This window comes from Actinokineospora alba, from assembly GCF_004362515.1.
GTDB classification, from domain to species: domain Bacteria; phylum Actinomycetota; class Actinomycetes; order Mycobacteriales; family Pseudonocardiaceae; genus Actinokineospora; species Actinokineospora alba.
Genome location: NZ_SNXU01000001.1, coordinates 2,144,562 through 2,160,320, shown reverse-complemented (window position 1 = coordinate 2,160,320; position 15,759 = coordinate 2,144,562). Strand labels below are relative to the sequence as shown.

The following is a 15,759-nucleotide window of genomic DNA, read 5'->3' as shown; positions in this document are numbered from 1 at the left end:
CCTCGACGACGAACCACGGCGGCGACAGCGGCAGGCCCTCGTCCTCCTCGTCGAGCGGGTCGTCTTCGCCGGGCGTCAGCGGGGGCCGCGGCGTCGGGATGAACGCCGACTCCGTGGAGTCGCTGGGCGGGCGGATCGCCAGTCGCAGCAGCCAACTCCGCGACGGGGTGGCGGCGAAACTCAACATCGGCGCGAGCGCAGGCAGCGCCGGTGTGTTCGGCCAGGTCGCGATGGGCAAGGCGGACGAAGCCATTTCCACCGCCCGCAGCGGCGCCGACAAGGCGGCCACGGCGGCGGAGAACGCGGGCGCGAAAACCAAGGCGACAGCACAGGCCACGCGGGGAACGGACCAGGCCGCGGCGTCGAAGCTGGGCGGGATCGAGAGCAAGGGTTCCTCGCCGACGGTTTCGCGCGGGTCAGGCAGCACCGGACAGTCCGGCAGCAGCGGCAACGCGGCGCGCCCGTCCAGTTCGCCTACCGTGCAAGGGGGGCAAGCGAAGGCCGCCACGGCCAACTCGACTGGGCCTACCTCGAACGTCAGCAAGGCGACGGCACCTTCAGGCGGTTCCCGGCCCGGAGGCAGCCCACCCGCCGGTGATCCGCGAAGTGGTCCCCGCCCGGCGGCCACCCCGACTTCCGGTCCGCCCCAGAACTCCGGGAACCGTGCGCCCGCCCAGGCAGGTCCCACCTCCCGGCAGGCGGGACCGTCGATTCCGCAATACGCGGCGGGCCAGCGGGCGGGCCGGGAACGCCCCCGGCAGGCGCGGCGCCGCGGCAGGCGGGCGGATTTCCACCGGGATCCAGCGGCGCGACCGGTCAACAAGGGCGCGGTGGGTCACCGCAGGGACCCGCCGGTTCGTCCGCGCAGAATGCCGCCGGACAGCAGGGCAGGCCAGGAACGCCCCCGGGCGGAACCGCTCCACGCCAGGGAGCCCCCGGATTCTCGAGCGGCCCCACCAACCCGAGTACACACCAAGGTCCTGGAGGGCCATCACAAAGGCAGGCGGGTGGCCCGCTCCCGCCACCCACCGCAGGCAGGCCCAGCCACCCGGTGGCACCTGCCGCGAACACCGGCCCACCAGGCCAGGCGCCGGGAGCCCGACCACAGAACGTGCCGGGTATGGCAGGCCCTCCCCCGGGTGGGAATCCCCCACACCGCACCGGTTCTGGTTCGCCGGGCTCCCCGCCGCCAAGTGGCAGGCCGGGCCCCGACGGGCCACCCGTGCGGAACCACTCCGGCGTTCCCGCAGGCGGGCAGCCGCACCACGGAGCCGCAGGCCCGAACCGGCCGAGTCAGGGCACGCATCCACAGCGTGGTCCTGGCCGCGGCATGCCACCCACCGCCGGACCGCACCCGCAGCAGGGACCTCCGCAGCATGGTCGGGGCACGCCACCGGCGGGTGGACCCCACCCACAGCACGGACCCGGCCAACCGAGCCGCGGGATGCCACCGGCGAGCGGACCGCACCCCCAGCACGGAACCGGCCAACCGAGCCGCGGCATGCCACCGGCAGGCAGGCCGTACCCAGGACCCTCGCAGCCGGGCGGACCGCACCCGCAGCAGGGCTATGCCCCGCCCGGGCCGGGCACACCGCCCGCCCATGCCCCCCATCCGTCTCGCCCCAACCTGGGATACGCCCAACCGGCTCCTGGGCGACCGGTCAACCCGGGTGTTCCGAACCCCGGATACGGCAACCCGCCGTATGGTGGCCCGCCGCGGCAACCAATGCCGCCAATGCCTGGCGGGTATCCCCTGCCGCCGCGTCCTCAAGGCCCACCGTTCGGTCAGGGCCGACCCGAGTCGCGCCCGCATCCCGGGGCACCAGGCAACTATGGCCCACCCGCCAACGCTTCCGGGCCCGCCCGTCACGACGGCGCTCCGGCGAACGTCACGCCCCCTCCGCAGGCACCCGCGGCCAGGGCCGATGGTCTGCCGCCAGTGCCACTGGAATACACCGACCCGGCCAAATACGGCGTGCCCAAGATCTTCGTGCGACCCGAAGACGGTTGGCAGGACAAGGAGAACGTCCTCTACCGCGGGGATCGGCGCTCGCCGGAACAGATCAAGGCGGATGGTGGATTCCGGCCCTGGGACTCCGCCAACCCGGACTTGAAGAAGCACGTCGGCGGGGACCAGAACGGATTCGTCAGCACGTCGACCGAGGCAGAGGTCGGCCGCGGGGAAACAGGCTCCGGCAGGCTTTACGTCATCCAGGCCCCGGGCGGCATCCTCACGGATCCGACCATGGCGGCGGCCGGTGACCGGGGCCGCGGGGAAAGCGAAGTCCTGTTTCCCGGCGGCATCGACTGGCGCTACGTCGCGGGCTGGCACAAGGTCACCTATGACAGCGGTCCCCCGGGCAGGTACGTGGACGGGCCGTTCGAGCCCAACCCGGACTTCATCGGCAACCAGAAGGCCGCCGATCCGACGCCGACCGCGCAACCCGACCAGCGCACCGCGGGCCAGGGAACAGATCGTGACCAACAGTCGTCGGCTTCACCGCGGCTCGACGACGCGTCACCCAGAGAACCGGACCGGGCCCACCGCGACGCAGAAGGCTTCCGGACCCCGTCCACTCAGCCACCGGCCGCACAGTCGCCCGGGCGCACGACACCACACCAGCCGAACGCCACCGGGTCGCCCGCGAACGCGATAGCGAGCCAGGCATCCGCCCCGGCACGGACGTCCCCCAACGGCTTCGGCCATCCACCCGGCGCGAACCAGCCCCGCCCGACAACGCCCTACGACCAGGGACGCCCCTCGTCGTTCGGCATGCCGCCCCAAGTCGCCGCCTCCGGAGCGCCCATGGGGCACTCCGACGCGCCCGACGGCCAGTCATTCGGGCCTGAGGGCAGCGCGGCTCTGGAACGGCGGGAGCAGGAAAGGCAAGAGCGCGAGGCGAAAGCGGCGGCGGACTCGCGGCGGGCCGAGCAGCTGCAAGCACGGGAACGCACCGAACAGGCGGCGAAGCCTGAACGCCCACTCGGTCAGCGAATCGGCGAACTGTCCGACGAGCGGCTCGACAAGGTGCGCGAGCACATCCAGAAGACCGACGCGGGCATGTCGATCTTCGACCGCTCGGAGGGCAACGAACGGCACACAGCCAACCAGGTGGCGCCGATCCCCGGCGCCTACGTCATCGACATGCACGGAGCCGAACGGCACGTCAAGGCAGGAAGGTCCACCCTCACCGCGGACGATGTCGCCGACATCATGCGGGCCAACCCGGACTGGGACGGGAAGACACCGATCCTGTTGATCGGCTGCGGCACCGGGAAGCTGCCTGACGGCTTCGCCGCGGAACTGGCGAAGAAGACCGGGGTCGAGGTCATCGCACCCACCACGGACGCTTGGGTCGACTACGACGGCAATGTGTTCGCCAGTCAATCCCGCAACACCTACGAGGGGCCCGGCGTTCGACCGGGGTGGCCGCCGAACGGGGAATGGCACACGTTCGGCCCGGATGGCAGCAGGAAGATCGACGAAAGCCCCTTCCCTCCCGGCCACACGCCGCGCTGGGGGACGGACGGCAAGGGCGATCTTCCCCAGCAAGCGCCCAAGGGAGCGGCGCGTCGAGGCGACGACGACGGCGCCGCCGAACGACCTGGCGAGAAACCGCCCCACCAGTCACAGTCCGAGCAACGCGGCCAGTCGACCGACGGGTCGGAGCAGGCCGCGGACCATTCGCGCCTTACCGACGGCCGTGCCCAGGACACGGTCGACGCGGCCCGCCAGGCAGCGGCGCTGACACGTACCGACACCGGCGAGGTCGACCCTGGCGCGGTGGCGGACTTGCTCAACGGGCTGCCGAGCCTGCGGGACGACTCACCGGACTCGATCCGCGACCTGGTCGCGACGGTGTTCGACGGCGACGTGACGCTGGAGCCGGTCGGCGGCCACGACGGTCGCGCCCGGACCACCCGCCCGGTGTACCAGGTGATGGTGGACGGCGAGCCGGTCGGCTACGTCAAGGTCGTGCCGGACGGGGCTGAGTTCGCCAGCGAGTTGTCGGCAGCGGATCGGCTCCACCAAGCCAACCTGACCAGTTTCGGTGTGCCCGACGTCCTCGCGGTCGCCTCAGTGCCGGGCCCGGACGGCACGCGCCGCGGTGCGCTGTTCTCCGCACTCGCTCCGGGCGACCCGGTCGACGGCCTGCTCCGCCGGGTCCCGCTGGCCTGGGACCGCGACAGGGCGATGGACGATCTGCGCCGGGCCGTCACCGGTGTCGCCGAGGGCATGGCCGAACTGCACCGTGGAGGCGACCGGCAGGCATCACCGGCCTACCTCAACCCGCACGCCGACGCGATCCGCGGCCACCTGTCCGAGCTGGACGCCCGGCGGCCGGTCCTGGATCGGCTCGGCATCGACCTCGACCAGCTCAACGCCGCGATGGACGCCACCATCGCCGACGCCATGGCCGACCCGGGCCCGGCAGGCCTGGCCCACGGCGACGCCCACCTGGGCAACTTCCTCTGGGACGCGGACGCGGGCGTGACGCTCATCGACGCCCCCACTTTGCACCAGTCGATGGACGCCGCCGGCAGTCCCATCGGCACACCGGCTCGGGACGTCGCGCTGTTCACCCAGCGCATCGGCCACTTCGGTTCCGAGTTCGGGCTGTCCCCGGCGGCGATCACCCAGCTCCGCGCCGACTTCGCCGACGCCTACGCCCGCAACGGCGGCCCGACCGTGCCCGCGCCCGTGCGGGCGATGTTCGAAGCCCGCGCGGCAACGCACCGCCTGACCCGCGCCGTGACCCGGCTGGAGGACCGCCCAGATCCGCGCCGAGCGGCCGACGTCGGCGCCGCCACCGTCGCCCTTCAGGACGCCCTGAACCTCGACAGCACCGCGGCCACCGAACTCGCCGACAGCTTCGCAGGTGAGCTGCCCGGCACCCCCGAGTTCCGCCGCGCCTGGATCGGCATCGACAACTTCCGCAGCTACATGCTCCACACCGCCGACCCCGCGACCCGAGAACGCTTCGAAGCGGAGTACGCCGACCGCATCCGCGACCTCCAGTCCCACCAGACCAAGCAATTCAAGACACTGTGGAAACAGCTCTTCCTGAGTAAGGCGGACGAGTATGCGCTCTCGCCAGAAGGGAGCCGCCGGGCTGCGGAGTTGATCAACAGGCAGGTGTTAGAGGCTGAGAAGCTCATGACCGAGTTGGAAGGATTCGCGGCCTCGACCGGGGAGCCTGCCCTGGCCGAGGGCAAAGCGACGAGCACCATCGACCGCGAGGGCGCGGCGGCTTGGGAAGCCTCGTTCCGAGAAACCCAAGCCAAGATCAACGATGTCCTCGCCAATCCGGACTTCAAATACCGCGGCCACGAGATCGGATACATCGGCAGCATGCAAACCGGCATGCGCGGTGCACATAAAGGGAAGACCCGCTTCGACCCGTATGACTTCGATGTCGATCTCTACGTGGTGGTCGACCAGGAGACCTTCAATGAGCTTGTCGCCACTTATCCGGGCTTGGACAGCGACGATATCAAGATCATGCCCGACGACATAGATCCGCCGGACGTCGTCTGGCTCGGCAAGCAGATCGGCCAAGCACTCAAGCGGGCTTTCCCGCACGTCCGAGGAATCGAGGAATCTGTGATCGCCGTTCGCGCGGAGCAGCCTTGGTAACATCTCCGTGATGCCCGCGCGCACCCGCGACACGCATATTTCGCCACGAAAAGAGTTCAGATGAAGCGACAGGTAATACATTTCAACGCTCGGGTGGATATCGAGAGGACGCCGGTGCCGGTCGAGGCGCTGGAGCAGGTCGGCGCGCGCGTCGGACAAGCATTGAACTGCACCTTCGCCGAAGGCGAGTTCCAACGGTGGTACGCACAGGTTGCGGGCGTCTTCGGCCTCAAAATTTCGTTGGTGGGCGTGACTGGCATCGGCGGCAAAAGCGTGGCCAAACTCGTAGGCGCCGTCAGCGAGGACGGCTTCCTCTATGACTCGGATGGCGGCAACCAAGTCGAGTACGACCGAGTCGATATCAGCGCCTACATAGTCGATCTACTCACCATCCGCACCGGACTCCAGTGGTACCAACCCACCCCAGACGACTACGCCGCCGAACGCAAAGCAGCCCGCGGGTTCGACGACATGCTCGGCGGAGTCGGCACCCAGGGATGGACCAGCGCCGATGAGGAAAAGTTCGGCGACTGGTAACGAAATGATGAAGCGACAGAAGATATACTTCAGCGCCCGGCTGGATACCGACGAAGAGTTGGGGCAGGTCGCCGCACGCGTCGGACAAGCGTTGAATTGCACCTTCGCCCGAGGCGAGTTCCAACGGGGGCGCGCAGAAGTCTCGAAAGTCTTCGGCCTCAAGATCTCACTGGTGGGCGTGTTCGGCATCGGGGGCAAGGACGTAGTCAAACTTGTCGGCAGTGTCGGCGAAAATGGCTTCCTCTACGCACCGGATGGCAGCGACCAGGTCGAGTATGACCGAGTGGATATCAGCGACTATCTGGTCGATCTGCTCACCATCCGCACCGGACTCCAGTGGTACAGGCCCACCCCAGAAGATCGTGCCGCCGAACGCAAGGCAGCCCGCGGATACGACGACTGGCTCGGCGGAGTCGGCACCCAGGGATGGACCAGCGCCGACGAAGAAAAATTCGGCGACTGGTGATGAAGCGACAGGAGATGTATTTCAGCGCCCGGTTGGATACCGACGAGGAGCTGCAGCAGGTCGCCGCACGCGTAGGGCAAGCATTGAACTGCATCTTTGCCCGTGGCGAGTTCCAACGGTGGTACGCACAGGTCGCGGACGTCTTCGGTCTCAAAATTTCCGTTGTGGGCGTGTCTGGCATCGGCGGCAAGGACGTAGCCAAAATCGTCGGCGAAGTTGCCGAGAAGGGGTTCCTCTACGCACCGGATGGCAGTGACCAGGTCGAATATGACCGAGTCGATATCAGCGCTTACATGGTCGATCTACTCACCATCCGCACCCGACTCCAGTGGTACCAACCCACCCCAGAAGACCTCGCCGCCGAAGGCAAAGCAGCCAGCCGATTCGACGACTGGCTCGGCGGAGTCGGCACCCAGGGATGGACCAGCGCCGACGAAGAAAAATTCGGCGACTGGTGATGAAATGCCAGGTACTCAGATGAAGCGACAGAAGATATATTTCAGCGTCCGGTTGGATACCGACGAGGAGCTGCAGCAGGTCGCCGCACGCGTCGGGCAAGCATTGAACTGCACCTTTGTCCGAGGTGAATTCCAACGGTGGTACGCAGAAGTCGCATACGTCTTCGGGCTCAAAATTTCCGTGGCGGGCGTTTCTGGCATCGACCGCAAAAAAGTAGCCAAACTTGTCGCCAGCGTCGCCGAGAAAGGCTTCCGCCAGGCCCCGGACGGCAACGGACCGGTCGAGTATGAACGAGTGGATATCAGTGCCTACATGACTGATCTGCTCACCATCCGCACCGGACTCCCGTGGTACCAACCCACCCCAGAAGATCACGCCGCCGAAGGCAAAGCAGCCGGCCGATTCGACGACTGGCTCGGCGGAGTCGGCTCCCAGGGATGGACCAGCGCCGATGAGGAAAAATTCGGTGACTGGTGATGACAGGCGTTGAGCGACCAGCTGACAAGGACCAGAACACGTGAGCGAGCAAGTGCCTTTCGACATCGCGGTTGACCGGGACGAGGCGTTCCGGTTCGAGTACGGGCCGGGAACGACCGCCTACCTCGCGCATGACCCCGCGCGTGAGTCCGGTGACCCGGTTGTCCAGTTGGACGATGGCCGCACGGTCGAACAGGCCCAGGCGTCGCTGTTCGAGTCGGTGTTCAGCATCCAGACGTTCCGGCTCGCCGACGGCGGCAACCAGCTGGTCGAAGACGCGGACCCACTCACGGGTTACGTGGCACCGGAAGCCGACACGTCGCTCGTCCAGCTTCGCCGCATGCCGCCGATGCCGGGGCCGCTGTGGCCCCGATTCCCCGCGGTCGTGGTCAGCAACTCGACGCGTCCCGACTACACAGCGGTGCTCGACGCGACCATGGCGGCGATCGCGGAGCGCGCTCCCCGTGACTGGGTGAAGTTGTCCCTCCGCTGCACGGCGACCGTGGCACGGATGGAACTGGCCGCCACGGTGGTCTTCGCCAACGGCGAGGTCAGAGCGTGGTCGCCCCCTGCCATGGTCAGCCAGTGGCTGCACCGCTTGCGCATGCGCTGCTACCGCCCTGTCGACGGTGTCTGGTCCACCGCTCAGTTCGAGTTCGCGCAGGGCACGCCTGGGACGCACGCGTTCGGCGACCCCCAGGCCGGGCCGTCCTGGCAGGTCGGCAAGACCGACCTCGCCCACCTCCGACATGTCACCGAGGACCTGCGGGCACTGCCTCGGGGGCCTTATGCGATCGCGCCGTGGCAGCTCGAGGCCGCGCTGGGGATACATCAAAGGCTTCGCGCGCAAGGCATCCAGCGGGTGGTGTCAGGTGATCGGCCGGCGGACAGCGGCGGCCGCACTGAGCTGGTCCGGCTGTTCGACGGGACCGACACCACGGGTCGGCCTGCGTGGTACCGCCCGCAGGTCAGCGCGATGGAACTCGACGCGGTCTTGCATTACCTCGAGAACGCGCCGCTCGTGTTGTCCTCGCGCGGACTGACTGAAGACCTCCTCGGCGATGGCGACGGCGACGAGCCGACGGTCCCGATGGGCTTCCACACCGACGGACGGTGGATCTGGCCCAGCGCGGTCGCCTACTACCTGCGCGAACACAACGTCCCACCGGTTCTGCACCTTGTCGATCACATCCGGGAGAACGGGTACGAGCTGCCGGTCGAGGTGCCCAGGATCGCGATGAGCCGGGCCGCCGCGCTGGCGATGGGCAGGCCATGGGACGACGAATCCAGCGTCGTTGAGGCTTTGAAGGAAGCCCACGCCCCGGTGTTCCACGTCGTCTCGCGGTACGCGATCAGTCCCAAGCGCTACTCGTGGGGTTACCACCAGGACCAAGCGTGGTGCCTGATCCGGGATGGCGATTGGTACGTCGTCTACTGGGCTGACGGGGACTCGACTCGGTCCAGCATGCGGTTCGGCGATGCCCGGAACGCGGCAGCCCACCTCGCGGGCCAACTCGTCGCCGGTCACCAGGAGTTCCAGTACCAGTTGGACGAAGAGATCTACTGGTGGCAGACCCCGTATGACACGGTGTCCGACCTCGATCCGTCACTGGAGAACTTCACCCAGGTCATGACGACCCAGCCACCCGCCGACGTCGAGGTCGACCGCTACGGCACGCCCGACGGCAACCTGCTCTTCCTCGCCGACACCCCGTTCGAACAACGCGGGCTGCCCGCCGACCACGCCGAACGCGAATACCACCGGTACCGGCTGGTCGGCGACACGTGGGTGGTCGTCACCGCCGTCGCCGAGGCGGGTGGGCGCCTGTACCTGGTGCCCAAACCGATCAGCGAGTATCTGGCCAGCGGCCACATGGTGGAGATCTCGGCTCCGCCGGCTGCGCCGAGCCCACCCACCCTGCCCCCGATCACCGACGGCATGCGCGAAGAGGCGCGCCGGAACCCGGGCGGCTGGGTGTGGTGTGCCGACCCGGAAGTCGACCCCCGCTACATCGAGGGCGTGCCGAACTTCGCGCTGCTCGGTGCGTACAAGGTCGACCAAGCGGGCGAGCTGACCGGCGAGACCTACCTCAACGACGACTACCGCCCCGGCCCGAGCAAACGCGGCTTCCCCGAACCACGCACCGAGTTCGAACTGGTACTCAACTTCATCGCCGCCGGATGGCTGCCCCACGAACGAATCCTCGGCGCCGCGCTGGGCAGCCCGTTCATCCTCGACATCGACAGCCCGGACAAACTCCGCGTCGGCGTCGACGGCCAAGGAAGGCGCTTCCTCGTCGTCTACTCCTCCCCCCGCTACGCCCCACGCGGCGGCACGGGAACGATGCAGGCCGACGGCCGCGCCCTCCTGCCACTGCTGGCCGACGCCACGCTGGTGGTCAACCCAGGTGGCGAAATGAGCATCGAACTGCCCGGCAACGACCTCATCGCGGCAGGGCGAATGCCGGGATGACGGCGGCCACTTCCTGTGGTGCCGAACGATGAACTGGATCAAGGCTTGAGCGGCGCGGAACTGAACCGTGAGCGCGAGGATTTGGTGGCCCTCGCGGAGCGCTTCGGTTTGCCGCAAACCGTGTCCGGGGGGCCGTTCCCGCCTTCACAGGCGGGTGAGCCGTTGATCGTGGACACCGACGCGGGCGGTGACCCGGACGACGCCATCGCGATCGTTCTCGCCGCACAGGAGCCGACATTGGCGCTGGTGACCACTGTGGACGAACTGGGTGGACGGCGCGCCGGATTCGTTCGGCTGCTGTTGGACCTGTTGGGGCGCAAGGAGGTTCCGGTCGTGGCCGGGGCGGATCTGGGCAACACCCGCCTGGACTGCATAGCCGGATTGGTGCCCGAGTCTGCCACCGCCCAGCCGGGTGGTGTGGCGGACGCGGTCGCACGTGTCTGCGCCGGGTCGGATGGGCTGGTGCGCTGGGTTGGCATCGGCCCGGCCACCAACCTGGCCGAGGTGCTGACAGCACGACCGGATCTCGCCGAACGGTTGGTGGTGACGCAGAAGGGCGGCGCGGTCAACTACCGCGACCCCGAGCGCGCGGAACACAACTTCCGCATGGACCCGGTCGCGGCCGCCACTCTGGTCGGCACCGCGCGCATACCGAAACTGGTCCTGTCGGACACGACATTCACCCCGGAGATCGAAATTCGCCGCGGCAGCACACTGCACCGCCGCCTCTCCCGATCAGACGCGCTTCCCTGGGCGAAACTGGTGGCCGCCCACCTGGATCAATGGTTCGAACACTTCCACCCATCCACAATCCAGCACGACGCGTTGACTCTCGCCGCCGCCCTGCAACTGCCGTTCGTGGGCCTGGCACGCGAACGCGTGCTTGTGGACGCGGCGGGCCGGTTGACCGTCAACCCCACAGGCCACCTGGTCCGGCTGAGCGTGACGGCGGACTATCCGGCGTTTCTGGGCTGGCTCGACCGCGGGCTCGAAGCCGTGGGAACGCCAGGCGGCAGTCGGTGAACCGGGACGGACGAGGTCAGCTGCCCGAGTGCCGACGGGGAGTGCGGGCGTGAGTTTGCGGGATCACGTCCGACCACGCTGCGCTATGTCCTACCGTGTGAGCCGCTGAGTCGGATCTGGGTAGGGGGTCTTGAGTGGACGGACTTGTCGTCCTGCTGCTCGTTGTCGTCGCGGCGGCCATAGGTGCGGTGATCGTGGGGCTCTGGCTGCGCAAGCGGAAGCCCGCGGTCGCCAAGAGCCCGGTCGACCCGTACGCGGACAACGATCACCACGCGATCCACGGTGATCCGCGCAAGCTCAAGGCCGGTGACCTGGTCGAACTGCGCGGTGAGTCCTACATGGTGCGGGGCACGCTGCGGCTCGATGAGGGTGGCTGGTCATGGTCCGAGCACCTCTTGGAGCAGACCAACGGTGACCGGGTGTGGCTCTCCGTCGAGGAGGACCCCGAGTTGGAGCTGGTCGCCTGGACCGAGGTCGACCTCGACCTGGCACCGGGGGAGAAAACGCTTTCGCACGACGGCAGGCAGTACCGGTCCGACGAGTCCGGCAAGGCGAAGTTCCGCAGCGAGGCGACCACCGGGCTCAACGCCGAGGGTGTCGTCAAGTACCACGACTACACCGCCGGTGACTCGCTGTTGTCCTTTGAGGCCTACGGCGACGCCGACTGGGAGGCGTCGACCGGCACGAAGTTGTCCATCTACGACGTGCGCATCTACCCGGCAGGTCCGGCATGACCAACAGCAAGCGCAAGAAGCCCACCCCGCCGCCGACTCCGCCTCCTCCCCCGGTGACGTCGAAACCGCGCTTCTGGTTCTGGATGGCGGGCATCCTCGGCGCCATCGCCGGGGTGATCGCCATCGCGATGCTCGCGCGCGGGACGACCGTGCGTGACTACGTCGACAACACCTACACCCGCGCGGCGAACCTGGACCGGGGCGAGGAGATCGCCTTCACCAGCCCGCAGGCGCCGACCCTGGTGGCGGCGAACATCGTCGGGAAATGGAAGCCGGTGTCGCAGTACGCCGACGCGAGCGGGGTTTACCTGCGCTACAACGACGACATGGTGCTGGTCCGGCCGCAGGGCAAGGGCAGCGTCATCCGGGTCGACGACGTGGAACGCGCCTACCGCACGTACCACTCGTCGGTCGGCGGCAACTGGGGTTGGACATCCGGGCACGGCGAGTCGTTCCGGGGACGCGGTCCAGGAGCGGGCAAGTGAAGAAGGCCATCGTCTGGACCACCGTCATCGCACTGGTCGCGTTCATGATCGGCCTCGACGCCGGGTGGTGGTCGTCGAGCGACAACGACACCACGATCCCGACGCTGTCGGAGGCCGACGGCAATGACCTGGTCGCCCGACTCGCGAAAGCCGAGAAGGCGCACGGAATCTGCTATGGCTGGGAGGTGGACGGCGGCTCGAGCAAGCCGGTCACTTCCGGGTCGAGCCGCGGCATCGACATCTCCGCCAAGACCTGCGGGCGGTACGCGATTCTGACGACCGACATCAACTACACGTCGGCGTCGAGCGAGTCGGAGGACTCCGCGTCGGTGACCGTGCGCACCTCCACCGACCTGCCGTACCTGTTCTCCGGGGACTTGTCCCGCGTGGGCGTGGACACCGCCGCGCTGCTGGAGGAGCCGACCACCGCGACCGCTTACGGCGCCCTCGCGCTTCCCCTGCTGCTGGTCGAGAAGGGGGTGGTCCAGCCGCTGGAGCCCGAGGCCGCGAGCGCCCAGCCCGCGACCGCGATCGGTCATCCCGGCTCGGACTTCGCCGCCTCCCACCGCGGCGCGATCATCTCACTGTCGATCTTCGGCGGCCTCGCCCTGATCGGTCTCGTCGTCGGATTCATCCTGCGCCGCAAGCGCAGTCAAGAAGGGTAGTCACCGTGTCCGACCTGCTCAACGGACTGCTCGGGACGCTGGCCTACGGGGCTGTCGGTCTGGTCCTGATGACGCTGGGCTTCGTCCTCGTCGACGTCGCCACCCCCGGCAAGCTGCGCGACCTGATCTGGGTGGAGCGCAACCGCAACGCCGCGGTGCTGCTGTGCTCGGGCCTGCTCGGCATCGGTGTCATCCTCACCACGGCCATCGTGATCAGCGACGACAACCTGGCCCTGGGCCTGCTGAACACCGCCGTGTACGGCGTCATCGGCCTGGCCCTGATGAGCCTCGCGTTCGTCGTGATCGACGCCGTGACCCCCGGCAGCCTCGGCGAGGTCATCTGCACCGAGGAAGGCCACCCGGGCGTCTGGGTGTCGGCCACCGCGCACCTCGTCGTCAGCGTGATCATCGCCGCCGCCATCTCATGACCCGGACCCGGTCGGCCAGGATCGCGCTGCTGGCGACCGTGTTCGTGTGCGCGGCGTGCGGGCTCGTCTACGAACTCGCTCTCGTCGCGCTCGGCAGCTACCTGATCGGCGACACCGTCGGGCAGGCGTCGATCGTCGTCTCGCTCATGGTGTTCGCCATGGGCATGGGCGCGCTGCTGGCGAAGCCGTTGCAGCGCAGGGCGGCTGCCGCCTTCGCCGCGGTGGAGCTGGTCCTCGCGCTGCTCGGCGGGCTCAGCGTGCTGCTGCTGTACGCGGCGTTCGCCTGGCTCAGCCTCTACACCCCGGCGCTCATCGCGATGGCGCTCGTGTTGGGCACGCTCATCGGCGCTGAGATCCCGCTGCTGATGGAGATGCTGCAGCGGATCCGCCGCCAGGAAGCGGGTTCCGCGGTCGCCGACCTGTTCGCCGCCGACTACGTGGGCGCGCTGCTCGGCGGGCTAGCGTTCCCGTTCGTGCTCTTGCCGCTGTTCGGCCAGATCGAGGGCGCGCTGGCGGTCGGCATGGTCAACGCCGTCGCCGGGCTCGGGCTGGTGCTGACCGTGTTCCGCGGCGAACTGGGCAGGCGGGCCAAGGCCGTCCTGATCGGCTCGGCTGTGGTGGTCGGCGGTGTCCTGGGCGGCGCCTACCTCATGGCGGAGGACTTCGAGGTCACCGCCCGCCAGGCCCTCTACGCCGACCCCGTCGTGCACGCGGAACGCACGCCGTACCAGGAGATCGTGCTGACCGAGTCGGTCGCGCTCGCGGGCACCAAGGACGTGCGGCTGTTCCTCAACGGCGACCTGCAGTTCAGCTCGGTCGACGAGTACCGCTATCACGAGGCGATGGTGCACCCGGCGATGTCCGGGCCGCATGGCCGCGTGCTCGTCCTCGGTGGCGGAGACGGCCTCGGGCTGCGCGAGATCCTGCGCTACCCCGATGTCGAGCGGGTCACCCTGGTCGAACTCGACCCTGCGATCATCGACTTGGCCCGCACCGAGCCGCGGCTGACTTCGTTGAACCGCAACGCTTTCGCCGATCCACGGGTGGTCGTGCGGACGGAGGACGCCTTCACCTGGCTGCGCGGCGCGCCCGACCGGTACGACGTGATCATCGTGGACATGCCGGATGCCGACTCCACCGCGACGGCCAAGCTGTACTCGCTGGAGTTCTACGGCCTGGTCGAACGCGCGCTGGCGCCCGGCGGCCGGATGAGCGTCCAGTCCGGCTCCCCGTACTTCGCCCCCAACGCCTTCTGGTGCGTCGAGAACACCCTGCGCGCCGCCGGTCTCAAGACGGTGCCGTACGAGGTGTCGGTCCCCGCGTTCGGCGAGTGGGGATTCCACCTCGCCGCCCGCGAGGCAGTTCCCGCGCTCGCTCTCCCGCCCGGGATGCCGCTGCGGTCGCTGGACTCGGCCACGCTGGCCGCCGCGACCGTGTTCCCGCCCGACCGCCGCAACCCGGGCGACTTGGCGGTCTCGACGCTGATGGACCCGATCATCCTGCGCTACGCGCGCGAGGAGTGGACCAACTACTGAGGCTGCCCGCTCGCCAGGCCGAACGGGTTGTCGATCACGTACCGCCACCGCCCGTCGATCCCGCGCCGGGCGACGTCGGTGGCGGTGCCCGCGACACGGGGTCCCTCGCCGCCCAACTCCCAGTCGACGATCATCAAGGCGAGGTCACCGGCGACGTGCACCTGGCGCGGCGTCACCTCGATCGGCCGCCCCATCGCGAGGAACTCGCCGTTCGCCGCGACCCGGTCGGCGCCGGTGACCGCGGTGCCGTCGGGCTGGACGAACACCGCGTCGGGCTCGTAGACCCGCTCGACGGCGTCGCCGCTGCCGCTGTTGAAGGACTCGGCGAAGACGAAGGGGTGCCGCGCCGGGTCGGTGGTCAGGGGGACACTGGAGTCGTGCTCAACGTTCATGCGACCAGCCAAGACCGCCGGATCGAAGGTCACCAAACGGAAACCCACGCCGAGCTGGTGCCCGACGGCCGCGGCCGGACCAGCCGCCCGGAACCGGAATGCCCGGTCGAGGTCGCGCTGGCGGCCATCTCCGGCCGCTGGAAGACCTTGGTGCTGCGCGAACTCATGGGCGGCCCGCACTCGTTCTCCGACCTGCGGGAAGCGCTTCCCGAGCTGTCCGCGAAGGTTCTGACGGAACGGCTGACCGAACTGGTCGGCCAAGGGCTCGTCGAGCGGGACACGCTCGCAGGATTCCCCGCCCGCACCAGCTACCGGCTCACCGCGGCGGGCATGGAGCTACGGCCACTCCTGGTCGAGCTATACCGCACAGGCTCCGCTCTTATGGCGTTTGCCGCATCCTTCAGCCGATAAGGGACACCCCGGACATTCGCTGCGCGCGGCGCGGCA

The 15,759-nt window shown here is 68.6% G+C and carries 14 protein-coding genes; 13 read left to right on the top strand and 1 reads right to left on the bottom strand.

The features are described from left to right. Positions 1-1,939: 1,939 nt before the first annotated feature. From C8E96_RS10345 to C8E96_RS10290, 12 genes are all read left to right on the top strand, one after another. Positions 1,940-5,638, top strand: a complete 3,699-nt coding sequence (locus tag C8E96_RS10345; protein ID WP_166657941.1) for a scabin-related ADP-ribosyltransferase — start codon at positions 1,940-1,942, stop codon at positions 5,636-5,638. A 60-nt stretch (positions 5,639-5,698) separates the two neighbouring features. Next, the gene (locus tag C8E96_RS10340; protein WP_133794329.1) at positions 5,699-6,175 is read left to right on the top strand and encodes a hypothetical protein; all 477 of its coding nucleotides are present in this window, start codon (positions 5,699-5,701) and stop codon (positions 6,173-6,175) included. A gap of 7 nt (positions 6,176-6,182) precedes the next feature. After that, positions 6,183-6,641, top strand: coding sequence for a hypothetical protein (locus C8E96_RS10335; RefSeq protein ID WP_133794328.1), 459 nt, complete (start codon positions 6,183-6,185; stop codon positions 6,639-6,641). Further along, on the top strand, positions 6,641-7,099 hold the full coding sequence (locus tag C8E96_RS10330; RefSeq protein WP_133794326.1) for a hypothetical protein: 459 nt from the start codon (positions 6,641-6,643) through the stop codon (positions 7,097-7,099). Before C8E96_RS10335 ends, C8E96_RS10330 begins: the two co-directional genes overlap by 1 nt. 19 nt (positions 7,100-7,118) lie before the next feature. Beyond that, positions 7,119-7,577, top strand: coding sequence for a hypothetical protein (locus C8E96_RS10325; RefSeq protein WP_091379739.1), 459 nt, complete (start codon positions 7,119-7,121; stop codon positions 7,575-7,577). Between the two features lie 40 nt (positions 7,578-7,617). Continuing rightward, positions 7,618-10,050 (top strand): glycohydrolase toxin TNT-related protein, encoded by a 2,433-nt coding sequence (locus tag C8E96_RS10320; protein WP_091379742.1) that lies wholly within the window; start codon positions 7,618-7,620, stop codon positions 10,048-10,050. Between the two features lie 45 nt (positions 10,051-10,095). Beyond that, the gene (locus tag C8E96_RS10315; RefSeq protein WP_228772106.1) at positions 10,096-11,073 is read left to right on the top strand and encodes a nucleoside hydrolase; all 978 of its coding nucleotides are present in this window, start codon (positions 10,096-10,098) and stop codon (positions 11,071-11,073) included. A gap of 134 nt (positions 11,074-11,207) precedes the next feature. Then, on the top strand, positions 11,208-11,807 hold the full coding sequence (locus C8E96_RS10310; protein WP_091379746.1) for a DUF4178 domain-containing protein: 600 nt from the start codon (positions 11,208-11,210) through the stop codon (positions 11,805-11,807). Beyond that, positions 11,804-12,292 (top strand): DUF4247 domain-containing protein, encoded by a 489-nt coding sequence (locus tag C8E96_RS10305; protein WP_091379750.1) that lies wholly within the window; start codon positions 11,804-11,806, stop codon positions 12,290-12,292. The genes C8E96_RS10310 and C8E96_RS10305 overlap by 4 nt, the downstream gene beginning before the upstream one ends. Then, entirely contained in the window at positions 12,289-12,957 is a 669-nt protein-coding gene (locus tag C8E96_RS10300; protein WP_091379753.1) for a hypothetical protein, read from the top strand. Before C8E96_RS10305 ends, C8E96_RS10300 begins: the two co-directional genes overlap by 4 nt. A 5-nt stretch (positions 12,958-12,962) precedes the next feature. Beyond that, positions 12,963-13,385 carry a DUF350 domain-containing protein gene (locus C8E96_RS10295; RefSeq protein WP_091379756.1) on the top strand — a complete coding sequence of 141 codons (423 nt, stop codon included), beginning with the start codon at positions 12,963-12,965 and terminating at the stop codon, positions 13,383-13,385. Next, positions 13,382-14,920, top strand: coding sequence for a polyamine aminopropyltransferase (locus C8E96_RS10290; protein WP_091379760.1), 1,539 nt, complete (start codon positions 13,382-13,384; stop codon positions 14,918-14,920). Before C8E96_RS10295 ends, C8E96_RS10290 begins: the two co-directional genes overlap by 4 nt. On the opposite strand, the gene C8E96_RS10285 is transcribed toward C8E96_RS10290, so the two are convergent. After that, positions 14,914-15,312, bottom strand: a complete 399-nt coding sequence (locus tag C8E96_RS10285) for a YybH family protein (RefSeq protein ID WP_091379763.1) — start codon at positions 15,310-15,312, stop codon at positions 14,914-14,916. The two genes, C8E96_RS10290 and C8E96_RS10285, sit on opposite strands and share 7 nt — an antisense overlap. Here C8E96_RS10285 and C8E96_RS10280 point away from each other — a divergent pair. Further along, positions 15,298-15,723: a winged helix-turn-helix transcriptional regulator gene (locus tag C8E96_RS10280; RefSeq protein WP_228770075.1), complete on the top strand. Its 426-nt coding sequence runs from the start codon at positions 15,298-15,300 to the stop codon at positions 15,721-15,723. The two genes, C8E96_RS10285 and C8E96_RS10280, sit on opposite strands and share 15 nt — an antisense overlap. Positions 15,724-15,759: the final 36 nt, after the last annotated feature.

Coding starts and splice junctions, on each gene's coding strand:
- C8E96_RS10340 (WP_133794329.1), top strand. CDS start 5,699: ATGAAGCGACAGGTAATACATTTCAACGCTCGGGTGGATATCGAGAGG.
- C8E96_RS10290 (WP_091379760.1), top strand. CDS start 13,382: ATGACCCGGACCCGGTCGGCCAGGATCGCGCTGCTGGCGACCGTGTTC.
- C8E96_RS10335 (WP_133794328.1), top strand. CDS start 6,183: ATGAAGCGACAGAAGATATACTTCAGCGCCCGGCTGGATACCGACGAA.
- C8E96_RS10285 (WP_091379763.1), bottom strand. CDS start 15,312: ATGAACGTTGAGCACGACTCCAGTGTCCCCCTGACCACCGACCCGGCG.
- C8E96_RS10305 (WP_091379750.1), top strand. CDS start 11,804: ATGACCAACAGCAAGCGCAAGAAGCCCACCCCGCCGCCGACTCCGCCT.
- C8E96_RS10330 (WP_133794326.1), top strand. CDS start 6,641: ATGAAGCGACAGGAGATGTATTTCAGCGCCCGGTTGGATACCGACGAG.
- C8E96_RS10325 (WP_091379739.1), top strand. CDS start 7,119: ATGAAGCGACAGAAGATATATTTCAGCGTCCGGTTGGATACCGACGAG.